General features: G+C 35.2%; 16 protein-coding genes. 3 read left to right on the top strand and 13 right to left on the bottom strand.

Going from position 1 to position 18,663, the window contains the following annotated elements:
- Position 1: 1 nt before the first annotated feature.
- From ACTXGU_RS08070 to ACTXGU_RS08090, 5 genes are all read right to left on the bottom strand, one after another.
- Positions 2 to 916: a glycosyltransferase gene (locus ACTXGU_RS08070; RefSeq protein ID WP_443480998.1), complete on the bottom strand. Its 915-nt coding sequence runs from the start codon at positions 914 to 916 to the stop codon at positions 2 to 4.
- A 29-nt stretch (positions 917 to 945) separates the two neighbouring features.
- Complete coding sequence (locus ACTXGU_RS08075; protein WP_443480999.1) at positions 946 to 2,085, bottom strand: glycosyltransferase family 61 protein; 1,140 nt, start codon at positions 2,083 to 2,085, stop codon at positions 946 to 948.
- Positions 2,086 to 2,098: 13 nt separating this feature from the next.
- Complete coding sequence (locus tag ACTXGU_RS08080) at positions 2,099 to 3,049, bottom strand: putative nucleotide-diphospho-sugar transferase (protein WP_443481000.1); 951 nt, start codon at positions 3,047 to 3,049, stop codon at positions 2,099 to 2,101.
- The gene (locus ACTXGU_RS08085; RefSeq protein WP_443481001.1) at positions 3,034 to 3,798 is read right to left on the bottom strand and encodes a glucose-1-phosphate cytidylyltransferase; all 765 of its coding nucleotides are present in this window, start codon (positions 3,796 to 3,798) and stop codon (positions 3,034 to 3,036) included. The genes ACTXGU_RS08080 and ACTXGU_RS08085 overlap by 16 nt, the downstream gene beginning before the upstream one ends.
- 270 nt (positions 3,799 to 4,068) lie before the next feature.
- Positions 4,069 to 5,223, bottom strand: a complete 1,155-nt coding sequence (locus ACTXGU_RS08090) for a glycosyltransferase family 4 protein (protein WP_443481002.1) — start codon at positions 5,221 to 5,223, stop codon at positions 4,069 to 4,071.
- Between the two features lie 314 nt (positions 5,224 to 5,537).
- Between ACTXGU_RS08090 and ACTXGU_RS08095 the strand changes: the two genes are divergently transcribed.
- Entirely contained in the window at positions 5,538 to 6,317 is a 780-nt protein-coding gene (locus ACTXGU_RS08095; protein WP_443481003.1) for a glycosyltransferase family 8 protein, read from the top strand.
- A 369-nt stretch (positions 6,318 to 6,686) separates the two neighbouring features.
- On the opposite strand, the gene ACTXGU_RS08100 is transcribed toward ACTXGU_RS08095, so the two are convergent.
- The 6 genes from ACTXGU_RS08100 to ACTXGU_RS08125 form a co-directional block, all read right to left on the bottom strand.
- Positions 6,687 to 8,579 carry a metallophosphoesterase gene (locus ACTXGU_RS08100; protein ID WP_443481004.1) on the bottom strand — a complete coding sequence of 631 codons (1,893 nt, stop codon included), beginning with the start codon at positions 8,577 to 8,579 and terminating at the stop codon, positions 6,687 to 6,689.
- A gap of 9 nt (positions 8,580 to 8,588) precedes the next feature.
- Positions 8,589 to 9,668 (bottom strand): CDP-glucose 4,6-dehydratase, encoded by a 1,080-nt coding sequence (gene rfbG / locus ACTXGU_RS08105; RefSeq protein WP_443481005.1) that lies wholly within the window; start codon positions 9,666 to 9,668, stop codon positions 8,589 to 8,591.
- Positions 9,669 to 9,741: 73 nt separating this feature from the next.
- On the bottom strand, positions 9,742 to 10,551 hold the full coding sequence (locus tag ACTXGU_RS08110) for an alpha-1,2-fucosyltransferase (protein WP_443481006.1): 810 nt from the start codon (positions 10,549 to 10,551) through the stop codon (positions 9,742 to 9,744).
- 400 nt (positions 10,552 to 10,951) lie between these two features.
- Entirely contained in the window at positions 10,952 to 11,410 is a 459-nt protein-coding gene (locus ACTXGU_RS08115; protein WP_443481007.1) for a CotY/CotZ family spore coat protein, read from the bottom strand.
- A 300-nt stretch (positions 11,411 to 11,710) separates the two neighbouring features.
- Positions 11,711 to 12,721 (bottom strand): YheC/YheD family endospore coat-associated protein, encoded by a 1,011-nt coding sequence (locus ACTXGU_RS08120; RefSeq protein ID WP_443481008.1) that lies wholly within the window; start codon positions 12,719 to 12,721, stop codon positions 11,711 to 11,713.
- Positions 12,722 to 12,826: 105 nt separating this feature from the next.
- Entirely contained in the window at positions 12,827 to 14,047 is a 1,221-nt protein-coding gene (locus ACTXGU_RS08125) for an ATP-grasp domain-containing protein (RefSeq protein ID WP_443481009.1), read from the bottom strand.
- Positions 14,048 to 14,520: 473 nt separating this feature from the next.
- On the opposite strand from ACTXGU_RS08125, the gene ACTXGU_RS08130 reads away from it, so the two are divergent.
- Positions 14,521 to 15,597: a YheC/YheD family endospore coat-associated protein gene (locus ACTXGU_RS08130; protein ID WP_443481010.1), complete on the top strand. Its 1,077-nt coding sequence runs from the start codon at positions 14,521 to 14,523 to the stop codon at positions 15,595 to 15,597.
- Between the two features lie 300 nt (positions 15,598 to 15,897).
- On the opposite strand, the gene ACTXGU_RS08135 is transcribed toward ACTXGU_RS08130, so the two are convergent.
- Positions 15,898 to 16,704: an RQC-minor-1 family DNA-binding protein gene (locus ACTXGU_RS08135; protein ID WP_443481011.1), complete on the bottom strand. Its 807-nt coding sequence runs from the start codon at positions 16,702 to 16,704 to the stop codon at positions 15,898 to 15,900.
- Between the two features lie 212 nt (positions 16,705 to 16,916).
- Here ACTXGU_RS08135 and ACTXGU_RS08140 point away from each other — a divergent pair, with 212 nt between their 5' ends.
- A complete protein-coding gene (locus ACTXGU_RS08140; protein WP_443481012.1) occupies positions 16,917 to 17,267 on the top strand; it encodes a hypothetical protein in 351 nt (116 codons plus the stop codon).
- A 640-nt stretch (positions 17,268 to 17,907) separates the two neighbouring features.
- On the opposite strand, the gene ACTXGU_RS08145 is transcribed toward ACTXGU_RS08140, so the two are convergent.
- The gene (locus ACTXGU_RS08145; RefSeq protein ID WP_443481013.1) at positions 17,908 to 18,660 is read right to left on the bottom strand and encodes an NAD-dependent epimerase/dehydratase family protein; all 753 of its coding nucleotides are present in this window, start codon (positions 18,658 to 18,660) and stop codon (positions 17,908 to 17,910) included.
- Between the last annotated feature and the right edge of the window lie 3 nt (positions 18,661 to 18,663).

Genomic DNA, 18,663 nt, shown 5'->3' on the forward strand with positions numbered 1-18,663 from the left:
ACTACCAATAGCTTTTTAAGTCCTCTTCTGTTGCATAGCCGTCAAATTCAGAATCAATCATGCTAACCATTTTCACAACATCTTTCAGTACTTTTTTATACATTTTATAAATAAATGGTAAGTTGCTTTCACTGTTATGAACCAGCTTTACTTCGTTGTTTTCAAGTATTCTGACACCACTGAAATGATAGAAAATAAGCGGCGTTTTATCCAGCAGCACGATATCCTTTTGTTGAGAAAAGGAATATTTCAAATAATTCCATGGGCCTATATTAATTCCTGGGGTTGTAATATTACAAATGCCAGAAAAAAGTATCGGCATGTCATCCAAATATTTTTGGTCTCCAAATACCTGTTTCTTAAAAAGAATCGTACAACTTTCAATTGATTTCTCTTTCCACCATTTTAAACAAGCAAGACTATTTTGATCACGCTTAAAACTTATAAATCCTGAATTGTATTTCCCTGTGATTTTTGTAAGTGTTTTAATAAAACTTTTTTTCCATGCTGGATTATACTTTTCTTCTTTCGTCAGCAGCACAGAGCACGCTGGTTGTTTTTCAAAAATAACCTCTGGATTTCCCCAAAAGTAAAGATCAGAATCCATATATGTGACACGATTTATATCCCCGTGTTTTAAAAGCAATGTTTCTAGAAAAATAGATTTTAATGTCCAACAATATTCATGAATTTTCCGTTCTTTTTTTAACAATAGTATATGTTCCTCTAACTCTTCTTCAGGATATAAATGGACATTTTCCCAATTTATTTTTTTTAATAGATTGTAACTCTCTTCATCCACACAAAGAACATAAAAACGAAAATTGCCCTTTGTAACATTATTTAAGGAAATGATTAAGGCAAGAAATTGAAACAACCTTGTTTTAGACAAAATAGTACAGTAAGCACTATCCATTAAATAAACACCTCACTCATTACAAATTTTCAGGTTATATCGGCTAATTGCAGGGTTCTTTCTAATTTATCTAAATTAATATAAATGGGATCACTATGAAAACTACGATTATCATCAGCCTCTACTTGTTCTCCAATCAAGTAGTAATAATCAAGATTCATATAGTTGCTAATGATATAAAAACAAGGCAATAAATAAGTTGGTGTAAATAATTCAATGATTTTAGTGCCCGAGTTGCAAAAAACAATATTAGTTAGCGCTGCACCGTGCGAAGAGACAACTACTTCTGCTGACGTAAAAAGCTTGATTTTATCTGCTAAAGATAATTCTGTTAGTTTAACCAATTCAAAACCGTATTTCTCCAATACGCGGAATACTTTATCTTCGTTCAATAATTTTCGATGCATTGCGTCTTCACGACTAATAAAAATTCGTTTATTTCCTTTAGATTTACTTAAATTCAGCTTATTCAAAAATTCATATCTTATATATTGACAAACTTCTTTCGGTACATGAGCCGTATAACCTGCCAACGAGGTAACAATTAATTTTTTTGCTTGGATATATGTGTTATGATCGCATTCTATTATTTTTTCTTTCGGGATTCCCAAAATATCAAAACTTTCATCCTGATATTTACAGAATTCCGGCGTAAAGTATATCCCTCTGTTTATTACATACTTATCTATTTCTAAGGAAGCATCATTTAACATTCGCAATCGAGGCAATACGTCAAACATCCAGTGATAGTAGTTAAAACTGACCTGTGATGTAAGAACTGCCAATGTTTCAGATGTAAAGGAAATAGGAGGCAGCTCTTTTTCTTTAAAGATTCGATGTTTTTTTGGACTTTTATTGTACTCAAAAGAAACATCCCATAAAAGCTTATTATCTGGGGTAATGACACTGCCGTTATCCCCTAAAACTTTCCCCCAAGGAATCGTAGCTCTAAATTGCTTACAAGGCTGTGGCATAAAAGACCAGGAGATTTTTTCTATCCCCTTTGGCAACTGTGTAAACTCCGCTGTCGTTGAAGGAAAACTTTTATATAGTTTTGGTGCAGATTTGAATTTTTTTATCCAATCCTTTGTTGTATTGTGGTATCCTCTCGATGATTTTCCTTTATTAGATGCTTTATCCAATGATAGCACCTCGCAATCTTTTTTCATTCCTTCAAACACTTCATTTCCAGTACCTCTGTAAATCTTCTGTTGTAGCAAAGATGTTGAAATTTGGATCTGCTTTTTGAGCTAATTTTATGGCATTATTTAAAGCGTGTTTATACATCATATAGATAAAAGGGAGTTTTTTTGTTTTAACAGGATAAAGAATGGTAAATTTATTTTTCCCCTCTACTCTTAAACTGCTAAAATGATAAAAAATCAATTTATCCTCATCGATGAAAATAGAGCTATCTACTAGTGAAAAATGATATTTTAAGTAATTCCATGGCCCGATATTTACTCCGGGCGTTGTTATCATACAAACATTTGAAAACAAACGAGGAAGGTCATCTAAATATTTTTGATCACCAAATGTTCCTTCTTCAGGACTAATTTTACAACTGCTCACACATTGTTCTTTCCACCATTTAACAGCTAGCAGTGCATTTGCATTCTGTTTAAAACTAATGAAGCCTGAATTATAGAGCCCCGTTATTTGAATAAGCTTCCATTTTTTTGATTTTTTCCATGATGGCTTATACTTTTCTTCAATAGAAAGTAAAACCGAACAATCCGGCTGTTTTGCAAAAATGATCGTTGGATTTTGCCAAAAATATAAATCTGAATCGAGATAAGTAACTCGTTTCGTTAAAGGATACCGCATCATCAAATGCTCAATCAGAACTGGTTTTAATGTCCAGCAGTATTCATGAATCTTTCTATGTTTCTTTAAAGCGACGATTTCCTGCTCGAGTTCCTTTTCTTGGATTAAATAAAGATGTTTATTATTTATTTTTTTAAGAAGACTAAACGATTCTTCATCCGCACAAAGAACATATAAATAAAATGTATTCGGAATAACCTTTGTTAATGATTCTAGCAATGCTAAACCTTGATAGACTCTGCCTTTTGTTAATATCGTACAAAAAATATTTTCTGCTTCTAAGCTCATGTTCATTTTGGAATCCATAAATTCTTACCTTGATCCCAAAGCTCATTTATTTCTAAGACATTCTTATACGTATCAATCGCTTTCCAAAATCCTTCATGAATAAAGACAGATAATTGGCGATTCTGAGCTAAGTCTCTTAAAGGTTTTTCCTCCAAAATACAACCTGATTCTTCTTCTAAATATTGAAATATTTCAGGATTCAGTACAAAAAAGCCACCGTTTACTATGTTTCCTGTCTCTGTTTTTTCTGCAAATGATTCAGCTATTCCTTGATTAACCGTTAATGTGCCAAATTGACTTTTATTTCTAATACCAGTTAAAGTGGCAATTTTCCCTTTTTCTTGATGAAATTTTAGCAGTTCATGGATGTTTACATCCGATAATCCATCACCATATGTGAGCATAAAACTTTCATTGCCAATATATTTTTGTGCTCTTTTTATTCTGCTGCCAGTCATTGTATCTAATCCTGTATCAACAAACGTAATTTTCCACTTTTCCTGCTGGCCGATAATGTCAACTTCTCCTGTAGCAGCATTCATTGTAAAGCTATTATTCTTCCATTCATAATCCATAAAATATTCTTTGATTTTTTCTCCTTTATAGCCAAGCAATAAGATAAAATCATTAAAACCGTACTGTTGATATATTTTCATGATATGCCATACGATTGGTTTATCCCCAATTCTCGCAAGAGGTTTGGGAATATCATTTGTAACTTCACTCATTCTTGATCCTTTTCCTCCACATAATATAACGACTTTCACGATACCCCTCCATATTCATATTCTCTTTATCCTATTTTCTTTACTGCCATTCTCTTCTTACATGGTTTTTCTTTTTCGCTCTTTTCGTATAGATTGTTGTTATTTAACCCGCAACCTGAATACACTTCGTCCGTTTAACGAGCGTCGAGCCTCCTCGTCGCATACGCTCTTGTGGGGTCTCGTCTTTCTCGCATTCCCACAGGAGTCTACGTGTATTCAGTCTGCTGAGGACTTCTTCTCCCATTTTTTTACGTAAAAAACAAAAAACTTTTAGAAAACAGCCTTCTTTTTCAATTGATTAAATACGTGTAAATATCTTTCGGCTGTTTTCGACCACGAGAACTCTTTTGCACGGCGAAATGCATTTGCGGAAAGTGTTTCTCTTACCGCTGGAGAATCTAATAGAAAACGTAAATATAGCGGCAATTCTTTTTTATAATTTTCAACAGAAAAGATAATTCCTGTTTCCCCATGTTTAACTACCTCTGGAATTCCCCCTTTATTCGTGCTAATAACAGGCTTCTTTGCTGCCATTGCCTCTAAATTAACGAGCAGAAATGGTTCGTTCCATATGGATGGTGTCACAATAATATCAGCTAGCTGATAAATAGAAGGCATGAGTTCTGGTTTAATAAAATCTGTAAATACGACATGTTCCTTTAACTCTTCCGTTATCCACCTTATTTTATCCATGTATTTTGTGCTTACATTTTTTCCATACTTTGGACTTCCTGTAATAATCAACTTTATAGTAGGATACTTTTCTATCAATTGAGGCAATATTTCAAGAAGCAAATGAACGCCTTTTTTTTTCAATATTCTTCCTGCGAAAAGAATGACAGGATCTTCATTCTTTAACCCAAACTTTTTTCTTAATTCAGAAATTAATGCTTGATTCTGAAGAGCATTTTCATAGGGAAGCGTATCAATCCCTAAATGAATAGGAAAAGATTTTCCCTTAAATGCTGGATATTTAGCAATAAAGAATGTTTCAAGCGCTTTACTATTTGTTATTAATCCATCGACTATTTTAGATGCTTCTGTCATTTTCCCAGGCTTCATATAACGTCGGGAAGCAAAAACATCAGAGTGCATATTGAGTAGAACGGGTATTGTAGGGAATGCTTTTTTTATTTCAAAAACATAACTTGGGCGGTTTTCAATCACAATGACATCGGGCTGATGTTTATATAGGCTCCGAATGACTTTCTTTTGATAATTTCTAGCATGATTAAATTTAATACGTTTATAGATGAGATTTCCTTCCATTGAAGAATTTGGATATTCTTTACACTTCCTTGTATAAACAATTACTTTATTCCTCTCTTTTAACTGATTCGCTACTTGATTAATGACATGTTCCACTGATGTTCCTACAACTGGCGGAACAGAAAATCGTCCAGGACTAACAATGGCTATTTTCAAAGCAGAACACTCCTCTCTGTCGGAAAAGGGGACGGAGCTGCACGTACTTTAATAGAAAAAAAGTATAATAGTACTTTGTAGTTTATTTTTTACCTTATTAAGATTAGAGTGGCTTCGCTCGCGCCGCCTTTATGTCTATATCGCCCGTAACCAAGAATAAATTTCTGTCATATTAATGCCTATATATCAATCATTATATGTATGATTTATTTTGCCGTACTAGATAATTAACACATTTTCATGACTAGGATTAGACAATCGGTACAATCAACAAATCAGTTTTTTAGTATATATATTTTGGAGGTGTGATAAGAATGGAAGAGATTCATATTGTTACTTCAACAAGTAATAAATTTGCAAAGCATGCAGCTGTAATGATCTATTCTCTTTTAAAAAATATACGATTAGAAAATAAAATAAACATATATATCTTAACAAGTAATATGTCTCATAAAAAAAGACAAAAGCTCCATAGAGTTGCCGATTCCTTTAATGGGACATTACATTTCTTGAAAGTAGACAAAAAAAAATATGCTGAATGCAAAAAAGGCCGGAGAATAACGGATGAAGCCTATTTTAGACTTTCCATACCGGATTTATTAAATCAAACCATTGAAAAAGTTATCTATTTAGATAGTGACCTCATTGTTCAAGAGGACATCGCCAATCTCTGGAATACCCCGATAAATCATTATTTATTAGCTGCTGTTCAAGATCCTGGTGCCAAAAAATATGGACGTTATAAAGCACTTTCTATTCCCGTTCAAGCTGGATATTTTAACTCAGGTGTGATGGTGTTAAACGTAAAGAAATGGCGGGAATTAAATATTTCAGAAAAAGTGATAGCGTATATTAAAGATAACCCTGAAAAAATCCGTCTCCTCGACCAAGACGGCCTTAATGCCATTTTGTATAATAACTGGCTGCCATTGGATCCTAAATGGAATTATCAAACAGCACATATAGGAAAACTTCTCATTGAACCTTCTATCATCCACTACACAACTGGAAAAAAACCATGGAAGCATGAACATCCTTTAGGCCATTTCTATTATTACTATTCTTCTAAAACACAATGGGATGTTCCGATTTAATTTCACAGCCAACTACTGAAAAATTAATAAAGAATAACTCAAAAGTTTGTACAAAACTTTTGGGTCAGCTTTTTTCTTAGGCCTACCGGATGAAAGACGAAATCGGCCGGACAATCGGGCATTCTCGCCGAACAAGAGACGAAATCGGCCGGATAAGGAAAAGAAACTGTCTATTTCAAAATGAAGCAGCATTCATAAGAAAAACGGAACCTCTAAACATTGAAGGTTCCGTTTACTTTTGAGTCACTTTCTTTGTTATGCTACATGCCATGCTTTAACGGCGCTGCTCTTTCTAAAATGTCATTATAAAAATTAGCTGCTTCTTCTTTTCTTTTTTTATCAATTTTGCTCCGCCCACACCGCCTTATTTTATTTTCCCCATGCTATTAGCTCTAATTCAAAACTGACATCAGAGCTATACAACGATGCTTGATGGACTTCTACTGCGATGACGTTTTGGCCTTTTATTAAAAAAGTAGGACTAACCGTTTTTTTCATATTTTCGCCACTATTTTGAGCAATTGGTGAACTGGCAAAAGTAGTATAATTTATATTGCTATCGGGTAGATTTGTGCGGAAAACTTCTTTGCCATTTAAATACACAACGGCGCCATCATCATATAATAACTGAAGTATTAAACGATTAAATATGGAAGGATCGACTACTGTAAAAGATTTTCTAAAGTAATAAGTGATTGGTTTTTGCAAAGAGGCAGATCCAGCGTTTAAAACAGTTGCTTCATCCCCATTTCCATACCCTAATTTTGCTGGCCCTGATTTCCACGAGGAATCATTAAAAGAAAGGGACTTCCATCCTGTTCCTTGATCTGTAAACTCATCTTTGTACTTCCAAACAGATTTTAGTGGAATAAGCGGCTGTGTTTTTGGAGGATGCTTTTCGCCAATTAATTCAAGATTAAAAGAAAGGTCAGAACTAGTGGGATGTACTTGGTGAACTTCTACTGCAATTATATTCATGCCTTTTTGAAGCAGACTAGGACTAATTGGGGTTTCAGAAAGAATTAACTCATTATAATCATAGAGACCTGTTGATGCGAGTGTTTTGAAATCAATGGAACCATTAGGCATATTACTCCTTAAAACTTCTTTTCCATTAATATATACAATTGCTCCATCATCTTTCATCAATCTTAGTGTTAATTCTTGATAAGCTGCTGGATCTTCGACAGTAAAGGTCTTTCTGAAATAGGAAGTAATGTTTTTGGCATATGGGTCCTGACCGTAGCTAAGAATCGTTTGTACACTTCCAGCCCCATATCCTAATGTAGAAGGACCACTAAGCCAACTGGAATCATCATATAACAAGTTTCTCCAATCAACGCCCTGATCAGAACCATCATCTAAAAATTTCCAATCCGAATCCTTTTCAATTATATAATCAAGGAGAGTTGAAGGTGTCGGATAGGATCGATTAATAATAAAATAATCAATTACCTTATTATGAACATCATTTACAGTACATATTGCTGCATTATCAAAGACATCAACAATTAAATAACTTTGCTCCCCAATTGGACCTGCCACAACATTTCTTTTATCTATCACTTTCATATTATTGCTGGAACCACTTATGCCAACTAATAGTTGATAAATAGAGTTTTGATAGAGTCCATTATTATTACTATAGGAAGGATCAATGAGTCTGCGATTATAATTATGTTCATGTCCGACAATCGTTGCCGTTACATTGTATTTATCTAAAATGGACCAAAGAGCATCTCTTTCCTCTGGTTCTGCATCAAGCGACTCCTGGTAATGGTGTCCAATTGGATATGGTGGTACATGCACCATAACAAAATGATGTGTTTTATTGCTATTTTTTAATAATGTTTCCAGCCATTCTCTTTGCTTTGTATCTACAACGTAATGACCGTCTGAATTTTTCCGATTAGAGTTTAAAATAATGAAACGTGTATTATAAATATCAACATAATATGCTGTTCTTTGGTATCCAGCGAGCTGCTCATTCGGAAGATGCGGGAATGCTTTGCTAAATGCAGTTTCATCCTTATCATGGTTACCGAAAGCAGGAAGCACCTTTTCAAGTGGAAAATAATTCCCCACAATTCCTTTCCAAGTTTGAAGTTCAGCTTCAACGTTTTGTCCGTATATTAGATCCCCTGCAAATAAGATATAATTCGGCTGAACCGGAAGTTTTTTTATATTCGCTAATAGGGCATTAAATTCATTGACATTATTGCTAGAACGATCCCCCATTACAATAAATCGAAATGAACTCATTTTATCGCCTCACTCATTGATGTATTCTTTTATCTGTTTTAAACATACGGCTGATAAATCCTGATTCTTTTTGTAAGCTTCTGTCCATTCCACCACTTTTTCAAGTGCATGCCCAGCATCCCACTTCGGCAGCCAGCCTAATTGTTTTTTTGCTTTAGAGCAATCTAATCTTAGAAAATGTGCTTCATGAGGATGTTCGCCTTTTTCTACCTCATAATTCGCATCTGTCCCCCATTTTTTGCAAATGGTTTTAACGATCCATTCTACTTGTTTCCCATCATTGTCATCTGGTCCAAAATTCCAGCCTTCTGCATACATTGGACCATCCTTATATAGTTTTTCCGCTAAAGTTAAGTAGCCGCTTAAAGGATCTAACACATGCTGCCAAGGACGGATGGCATGAGGATTTCTAATTAATATCTTTTCTCCATTTAAAAGCGTTCTCACACAATCTGGAATTAAACGATCCTCGGCCCAATCACCACCGCCAATAACATTCCCAGCCCTGGCTGTTCCAATGGCAACACCATGGCTTTCATAGTTGCCGCTGTTAAAAAAGGAATTCCGGTAAGCATCTGTTACCAACTCTGAGCATGCTTTACTGTTCGAGTAAGGATCATAGCCTCCAAGTGTTTCATTTTCTCGATATGCCCAATGCCACTCCTTATTTTCATAACATTTATCTGTCGTTACATTCACAACGGCTTTTATTTTTATCCCGCGGTTTACCGCACTTCGTACCGCTTCCAGCAGGTTAACTGTTCCCATTACATTCGTTTCATACGTTTCAACTGGATTAAGATAGGATGCTCTTACAAGCGGCTGTGCTGCCATATGGATAATAATATCTGGTTTATCTGCAAATACTGTTTCCTCTACCTTTTTTTTATCTCTAATATCAGCAAAAGTAGTAGGAACCAGTTTGTTTATTTCGCAAAGTTCAAATAAGCTTGGTGATGTCGGCGGATGTAAGCTATATCCTGTAACTTTAGCACCTAATGAATGAAGCCATAAACTTAACCAGGAACCTTTAAAACCTGTGTTGCCAGTAATCAACACTTTTTTGTCTTTCCAGAAGTCAACATTCATAATTTTATCACCCTTTTCTAGCTCTTCTCTTTATTCATTCGAAAAAGTTTGAATTTTTTACTAATAGAAATCCTTAATAATAGGATCTTTTGAAGTGCAGGAGCGGATCACTTGACCAAGGATCAAAGGCTATTAGTTTTTCTTGTTTTATATCTGGACGCAAAAACATCTTTGCCCTTTTATTTAACATGCTTGCTGTAAATGAAAAAGTACTATTCGAAATAGCCAATATATCACTATTGCTTAACATATAATGATCTGGATAAAAAGGGGCCATTTGGATGTCTGTAAAAATATCCTTGCTAGTAATCGGATGATATTCTTGAAAATCATCTATTACACGATCTATTTCATCACTCGCGATAAATAAAACTGGATTGTCAAGCTGACTCCAAAATCTTTCCAGCCATTCCTTATACCATTTTGTGGGAGGACCATAAAATACTGGATTATTATATTGTAAATAATCCCCTCTTCGTAAATGCATTGCGACAATCGTCTTGCCTTTTGAACGTATTTTCGCTAATCCATTTTCAAGCATGTATTTATTCTTTCCAACCGGTTGAAATAAGGATTGAATATACTCTTTATAAGGAGCATAATGGGATGAATGAAATTGAAAGTATCCTCGAAAGTCTACATTCACATACTTTGGTTTTTGTTCTGTAAATATTTTTGATAAATTAGATTCGTTTTCCTCTAACAATAACGGAAATTTGCTGGAAACATATGAATCTTGAAAACCATATAAATACCTGCCAATCCAATACGGTGTTTCAACATGTAAATGATATTTTTTAGCATAAACTTTTAAAAAAGCATATTGAAATATTTGATTGCCAAAGCCGCCCCTAAACCTCGACATTGTGACATGCTCTTTCATCCCCGTCCTCCTTGCGGTTATTTTATAAATTTTCCATATATTATCATTCGATAAAAACCCGAACAACATTATCTTCCATTAGCTCTACACCAGCTTATAGTTTCTCTTATTTCTAGCTGATAACAGATTCATTGTTTCATGGAATCCTACTAATGATGAAAATCAATGCTTTTTTACCATTAATTATTCTATGTTGCAGTTAAACAGAGGGATTGGGCAAACAACTTATACTTTACATAATTGGCGTATTATTACTATGTAGTTGTACTTCATCAAAGCTCAAAAAACGAAGAGTGAACTATCTTTTAAGGCTTTAACGCGACCTCATTGACAGCTTTTTTTAAAGATAAAAAAGGAGGGATAGGAAGGGGAATAAAGCATCACAATAACCAAAGTATAATCACTTCGGCTCAATGATTATATCTCTTTTCATTAATTCAAAATCTAGCACTTGAATGGCACATATACAGGATAAATCAATAACGGCACATTGGTTTGTTCTTTTCAAGATAATTACATCTGATAAGGAATATTTTGATTCTCCTAATATATTTATAGGCAATAATAATGAAACGGTGGCACAGCAAGAGTGGACATCTGTCTCCTCTATCCGAAAAAAGCTTGTTTGAAAGCATTCTTCTTTTTGTAAACTTTTATTAAAATGAAAGCCACTCAAACTTAATGCTCCATTTTCAGTTAGAAGTATAAACGGTAATGTATCCACTTTTATTAGATTGGAAAGCAGCTTTCCAAAATATTTTGTTGAGGATCCCGTAATCATATCTTGAATTTCTTTTAATTCAGCCATTGCCTTACAAATACAATCTCTATGGCAAGATTCCTTATCATATCCATCCATATACGCTCTCCCCAATCCGCCTTTTTTCTTTATCTTATTGGAAAATAGGATAATTGTTCGGGCGAACCTTAATAATATGCGTTCAAAAAGGGATCAAATTAGAAGCAAGAAGGTCGAGGCGGCGTAGCTTTGAGCAACGGCATTCCACAGGATGTGGTGACTTCAACGTTGCTCACAGGGCGTGAGTGCTTTTAGTTGAAGATCCTCTCTGCCAGATACGTGAGTAGCGGAAAAGCAAGCCAACGAAGAGATTCGACGCTTATCATTTGGTGACTTTTTGAACATGCTCTAATTTAGAATTTAGTTATTTGCAAGATACATACAATAAGGTATAAGCAGCTTTGCTACAGCGAATTCACGATGCTTAGAACCTGGTCTCCAATTTACTTCATATATCCATAATGCCTTATTTTTATCCAAACCAACATCTATTCCAAGTTCGTCAAATGAATAGGGGTATAATAGATCAAAGTGTGAAGCAAATGACAAGGCAAAATGCTCGATTGTCTGTTTTATTTCTAAAAATCCTTCCTCATATTCTTCCATTAAAAAAGAAATGAAATCTCCTCGATAGCCGCCGCTGCTTACATTGCTTACAAGTTTTGCATTGCCGCTTATTCTTGGATAAATTAAATTGATTTCCCAGTCTCCTTCCCCATTTTTCTGGACATGAATCCGAAAATCATATGCTAATCCAGCTTTTGTTTTACTTTCAATGAATGGCTGCATTAAATATTTTTGTTCCTTTATAAGCTTTTGAAGGAGATATGTTAATTCCTCCTTTGTATAAAGATAATTTTTTTCCCCTTCTATTATTCTATGTGAATCTTCTGCTTCCTTTTGTATAAAATAAATGCCTTTCCCTTGATTGCCTGATAAAGGTTTCATTACTATTTTTATATATTTGCATAATAGGTCGAACACTTCTTCCTCATTACTCATTTCATAGGAGGGGATCAAGTTTTGTGTGTATTTCCCGTCTTCAAGAAGTTTCCTGTAAACCTTCATTTTGTTTCCAACCGGATAACTTGTAAAAATAGACATTTTTTTCAGACGTCTTTGAATCGTTTTTTGCGTCTTTGTTTTTGGTGAACTCGTATTAATAATTACTGCTGGAAATGGCAATTCCTTCTGTATCCACTTCCCACTCTCATAAATCCATCCGTTTATTTTGCCGTGTTCAAAATCAACCCCACTATAAGAAAAGTAAAAAAAATCAATTCCTTCCATTTTCGCCACTGCAGCAAAAGCATATGCTTTTGTTACTTGTTCAGGATGCTTCTGATAATGGAGCATTCCTATTAAACTCATTTAAAATCTCACACCCCTATATTAGGATGTTCAAAAAGTCACCAAACTAAAGCTGTGAATCTCTTCGGTTGCCTGCTTCTATTTTGTTCCCTTTTTGAACACGCATTACATTGGATTTATTAAAAACTTAATTTCATTTACAGCTGATTTAGCTATTCGTTTGACTTCCTCAGGATCTTCTGATACGGCAATCACATAAGCATACCGATCACCAAGGGATTGCGGCTTATTAATAACTGCTCCCTTTCGAGGTTTAACATATACTTCCTTTACTCCTGGATACTTCGAAGCTCTATTTCTCCCTGTAACTCTCAATAATGTTCCCCTCGTTTCTATAGTTGAAAATTGTGCAGAAACGTATAGTTTTTTCTTTTTTTCAAATGAAGGCTCTTTTCCTAAATATAACTTTATAATTTCATTGGTTAAATTAATTCCCGTAGCTTCTTTTATTATTCGATTCATCGCTCCTCCTGAAATCCTTGGATTAATCTCAATCAACTTCCATTTTCCATTTATGCTTCTCATTTCTAAATGACATGATCCATTTTGCAAGTTTAAATGACTTACAATCTTAGAAACACTTATTTGCAGGTTTTCATAATCCTCTTCATTCAGCAATGCTGGGAAGTTATATCCTGTAATAATAAATCTATCATGATGCGATATTTCCTGTTCTACAACTCCCACAATATGAACCGTACTTTCATAGCAAACTACTTCAATAATATACTGAGGTCCATTTATATATCCTTCCATTAATATGGGGGAATTAGAAAGTTTGTCTTTCAGAAACGTTAAACCATTTCGAAATTGATCAATGGTCTCTACAAGCAAAACATCTTTAGAACCATTAGAAACAGGAGGCTTTATTACGAGGGGTAGATGTTCCTTATAGTTCTCAACAAATTCATCAATTGATTCATTTTGATAAGAAATAAAAAAAGGATTTACATCGATGCTGCTTAACTCTTTTCTAACATCTATTTTATTTCCCATTAGTTTCAATGCTTCAACAGATAATGGCGCTAAATCAAGATCGGCTGTTATCTTTGCTGCAAGATAAACAAATGGGTCTATTAAACTGATACAAGCTTTTATTTCTTTACCTTGACTTTCTAAATAAGAGATCTTTTCCTTCACTTTATTTTCATCCAATAAGTCTTGCATTAAGATCATTAAGTCTACATCAGAAAATTCATCCCTTTGCTCGATAAACTTCTCTCTATCTGTTAGGAGTACAATAAAATAGCCTAAATTCGCTGCGGAAAATACAGCATCCCTGCTGCTGCCAGATTTATTGCTTCCTAGAAAAACAATTGTTTGCATACCTTCACGTCATCCCCTGTAAAATTCTAGATTTTAGGAAAACAAATAATTATATAGACTTTTAACCCTATATAACATATGAAATTTGCAAAGGGCTGACACTAACTAAATTCATCAGGGTAAAATACAGAGGAACTTCTTTCCAAAAACCTCATAATATTTATGGAAGAGCAATCCAATATAGAAAAGCGGAAGCGCCTTGCTCAGCCCCGAAGAAAAATGTTCATTTGACTCGAAAAGTGCTTTTTACTTTTAGAGGCAAAGGGTTATTTTTCACAGGGGCTAGGCGCTGGCCGGCTAAATACGCAAAAGAGGAAAATCGACTAACTACGCCACGTCCTGTGGCAACGTCGATTGACTCGCATCCTGCGAGCCTGTGGCAACGCCGGCACTAGTACATCCTATACGTCTGAGCTAGACAGTTATCTAACTTGAGACATATAAATTCTGATACTATAAGAAAGGATAAAATAATGGATGCAGATATTGGTGTGTTAATTAGTGAAACTCAACTTAAAAAAGCACTAAGAGGTAGGTTTGGATTTGAATTTCTGCCATTTTATACAGAAGCAGCACGCAATAAGGGAAAGACTGTTATTTTTTTCTCCGATCAGTTAATCATTTCTGAGAGTTCTGTTTATGGTTTTTATTGGAATCGTAAAAACTTTACTTTTTCAAAAGGTATTTTTAAACTACCTGCTGTTATTCATAATCGTCTCCGGTCAAAAAAGAAAATGAAAGAGGTACTCTCTAAAATTGATTCTACTAAGGTGATATTATTTAACAGCGCCACTAAATTTAATAAATGGAAAGTACACCGAAATCTTCTTCAACATAGCACTACAAAGGCATATCTTCCTGCAACAGAAAAATTAAAAACAAAAAAACAACTTTCCGAATGGTTAAACACCTACGGAACCATATATTTAAAACCCCGTTCTGGAAGTTTAGGAAAAGGGGTTATTAGGTTAAAAAAAGAGAAGGATTACATGGAATTGACTTCTACAAAAAACAGAAAACATGTAACCGAAAAAATAACCGTGAATTCTTTAACAGATGTTTTTCAAACTGTCTCAGCAAACTACTATATGATTCAGGAAGGCATCTCTATTATCTCCCTTGATGAAAGGCCTATTGACTTCAGAATTTCCGTTCAAAAAGGAGAAATGGGAACTTGGACGATTTCAGGAGTGGTAGCGAAAATGGGGAATAAAAAGTCACATGCAGCAAATTTAGCAGTTGGGGGGAAAGCTATTTCCGCGATGACTATTTTAAATACTATATTTGAACAAGATAATGCATTATCCATATACGAGGATTTAAAAAACACCGCACTGCAAATTGCGGCGAAAATAGAACAACTTGCTCCATTCACAGCAGATTTAGGGATGGATTTAGCAGTTACTACAGAAGGAAAAGTTAAATTTATTGAAGTAAATGGACGTGATCTTCGAATAGCATTTAAAAAAGCGAACGAACAACAAATGTGGAAGCAAACTTTTTATTCTCCAATCAACTATGGGGTTTTCTTACTCGGAAAGATTAAATAGTCCCTGGGATGGAGTGACTGGCAACTGCTTCAAGCAGGCAGCCCTCAGCTAGCAGAACAGCTGCCAGAAATAATAGTTGTATAAACGTCCACAACAGAAAAGAGGTCCAAATATGCCCTCAGAGTGTCGAAAAAGTAAGACTGCAAAATTTCAGGCTGAATGAAAACGTTTGTCTATCGAGGAACGACCCTTTTTGAGGAGCGGAGTTACCGTTTTTGGGTAATGAGCACCGCAAAAAACGGGGAGTGACGAAGAGAGCGAACGTTTTTCAACAGCCTGATGACCTCTTTACATCCAAAACTAGTCTATCACCCTTGCAACCTCATGACCGCAAATTTTACATTTACCTTGTAAAACGATGCCAAATTGTGCTTCTTTGACCATATATTTTTCAATTTGCACGACATCACCGCAAGTGGTGCACCATACATTTCGTTCCAATTCACTGCGAATATCCTTAGGAATGGAAAGCCATTTTTTATTAGCTGCAAAAGAGATCGCATCTTTATCCATATTCATTTGAATCTCTTCTTCCGCTTTCTCCAATACTTCGATGACTTCCTGGATTCTTGTTCTTACTTTGTTGTAATCGATCATTTTCCATGCTTTGAGGATGATGATTAACTCTTTGTTGTTTGATTCAGCTATCTTATCTAATAATAAAAGAATCATGCCGCGATTTCGATCTTTTAATGTTTCTACAAATTCGTATCGTTTGTTTTTCGCAGCTTCAATCAGTTTTTCCAGCAATTCTTCAGCATACGTATCCCGCTCAATTTCCCATCCTTTATCCGTAAAGACAAGCAAAGGAAGTCGAAAATCATATTCAATTTCTAAATAATGATTCAGAATCATCCAGTCGATTTTTGCAAGAATCTCTTTTTGGGTTGTCCCCTTAAAAGCTCCATAAACGGGGCAATGATTCAATTCAAGCTCCAATAATTTTTTATCTTTTGACCCAGCAAGAATTTTGGCGAGCATAGCACGGCCACCAGACAGGATTAATTCGTCTGCTCCGCGCAAAATGGTTTTAATTTCATCCATTGGCAAAGACTTTACTCCAGCAGAATCCAGCTCATATCGAACTCTATTGACCTTTTTCCCCATTTTTCTCCCCCGTTTATTATAAAATTAGGTATAGTACTGAAAGAATATAAATTAGTTTTCTTTCCATATACAAATCTCCGTTTATATATATCAATATTAACCCTAATTTCAAATTTTTATAACTATGAAAATCTTAAGTTACTTTAAAGATTTATTTTTGTGACATTTCAAAACTAGGTGAATATCATATGTATGGAAAGGAGAGGAACATTATGACGTATGGAAGAAATATGCAATATAGCGACTACGGTCAGTTCAGATCTTTATATGATCAATATAATCAACATACGGGATATCATGTTATGGTCACGTTGCAGGATGGGCAAACGGTCGATGGAATCATTGAAAATGTTGATAACAATGGAGTTTCTATGTTGGTTGGTGAAGATGTACATGAGGAAACGGATCAGCCGGATCGGCAATATGGTGGAGGAGCCCCTTACAGAAGAAGATTTCGCCGCTTTAGACGAAGATTTTTCCCACTTGCTGCGTTAACTGCTCTTGCCTTATTTCCTTATTATTATCCTCCATATCCATACCCTTATCCGTACTATCCATATTAATGTAATAACTTAACAAAGAGAAAAACGATGTGCAAACAATGGAATGATGACTTCCATTGTTTGTTTTTTTTATCGCTCATTTCGTATAAGTTGTTGTTATTTACCCCTCAGCCTGAATACACTTCGCTTTCTGCGGACGAGTGCCGAGCCTCCTCGCTCGTTCCTCAAGGTCACTGAAAAAGTGGATGCGTATGAAATATAGATAATGAAAATCCAAGCACTCAGAGGTGTTCGTTCGGTTTTCCGAGGCTTACCACACGCTTTCCGCCGAGCCTCCTCGTCGCTTTTTTCCTGTGGTCCTGTGGGGTCTCGCCTGTCTCGCTAATCCCGCAGGAGTCGTGCGGACGCCTCTCCTAACCAACATGATGGTCGTTTCCAAACTCTCTATACCATTTTTATCCTACTAAATATAAGAGTTTTACTTATAATTTATATAATAAAACACTTCTTCAGTGGCCTCCGTTCCTCCCTAGCTGGGTCTTGCCAGCCCGTTTTTCCGCAGGAGTCTCGAAGATTCCCTTCCTATAAACAACATGATCGTTTAACAAAGCCTTTCAAAAAAGTACTAGCTTTATGTGGATTTTGTCGTAATACCCTCAACAAAACCTAACAATCTTCGAGAGGTGCCAAGAAGCATCTTCTATATCATTTTATCTATTTCTAGCTGTTTCTTTTGCTCTATTAAGGTGGATTCAATACTTCGATAGACCATCCCTAATTCTTTTATGCTCTTATTGTTGTTAAGCTTAAAGTTATGCCCAACGTTTTTAGATACGAATTCTCTTGTTAGCCCTGGCATCGGGGCCATGATCCACATCAATGGTTTAGGCACCTCTCTCTTTGGAAGCGGATATTTATTTGGGAAATTTTTTTCAAAAATCTTTGCCATATCCAATAAGGTCGCTTCTTTGTTCGATATGATGTATCGTCCTGAAGCAGTTTCAGTAAAAGCTACAAGCAATTGCGCTTTCGCCACATCTCGTACATCAACAATTCCGAAAGTTAAATTTGGCACTCCCGTTTTATACGTACCTTTTAAGATGTCCAGTATTGTAGAAATACTAGTGGAATCTGTTCGTTTTGCTAAAGATGGTCCTAATACAAACCCTGGGTTAATCGTAACAAGGTCCCAGCTATTTTGTGCATTCGCTATTTTCCATGCTTCTTTTTCTGCGACTGTTTTCGAATAATTATAAGGCTGGTGCTTTAAGGAACTGGTCACATTCCAATCTGCTTCTGTTAAAAATTGCTTACCTTCCATATCACGATTATCACCGTTAACAGCTGCAACGCTGCTAGTTAATACAACCCGCTTTACTGAGCTGGCTTTATTAATTGAATGTAAGACATTTCTTGTTCCTTCTTGGGCAGGCTTTACTAACGTTGTAAGCATAAA

The organism is Niallia sp. 01092 (assembly GCF_052318935.1).
In the GTDB taxonomy this organism is placed as follows: Bacteria; Bacillota; Bacilli; order Bacillales; family Cytobacillaceae; genus Niallia.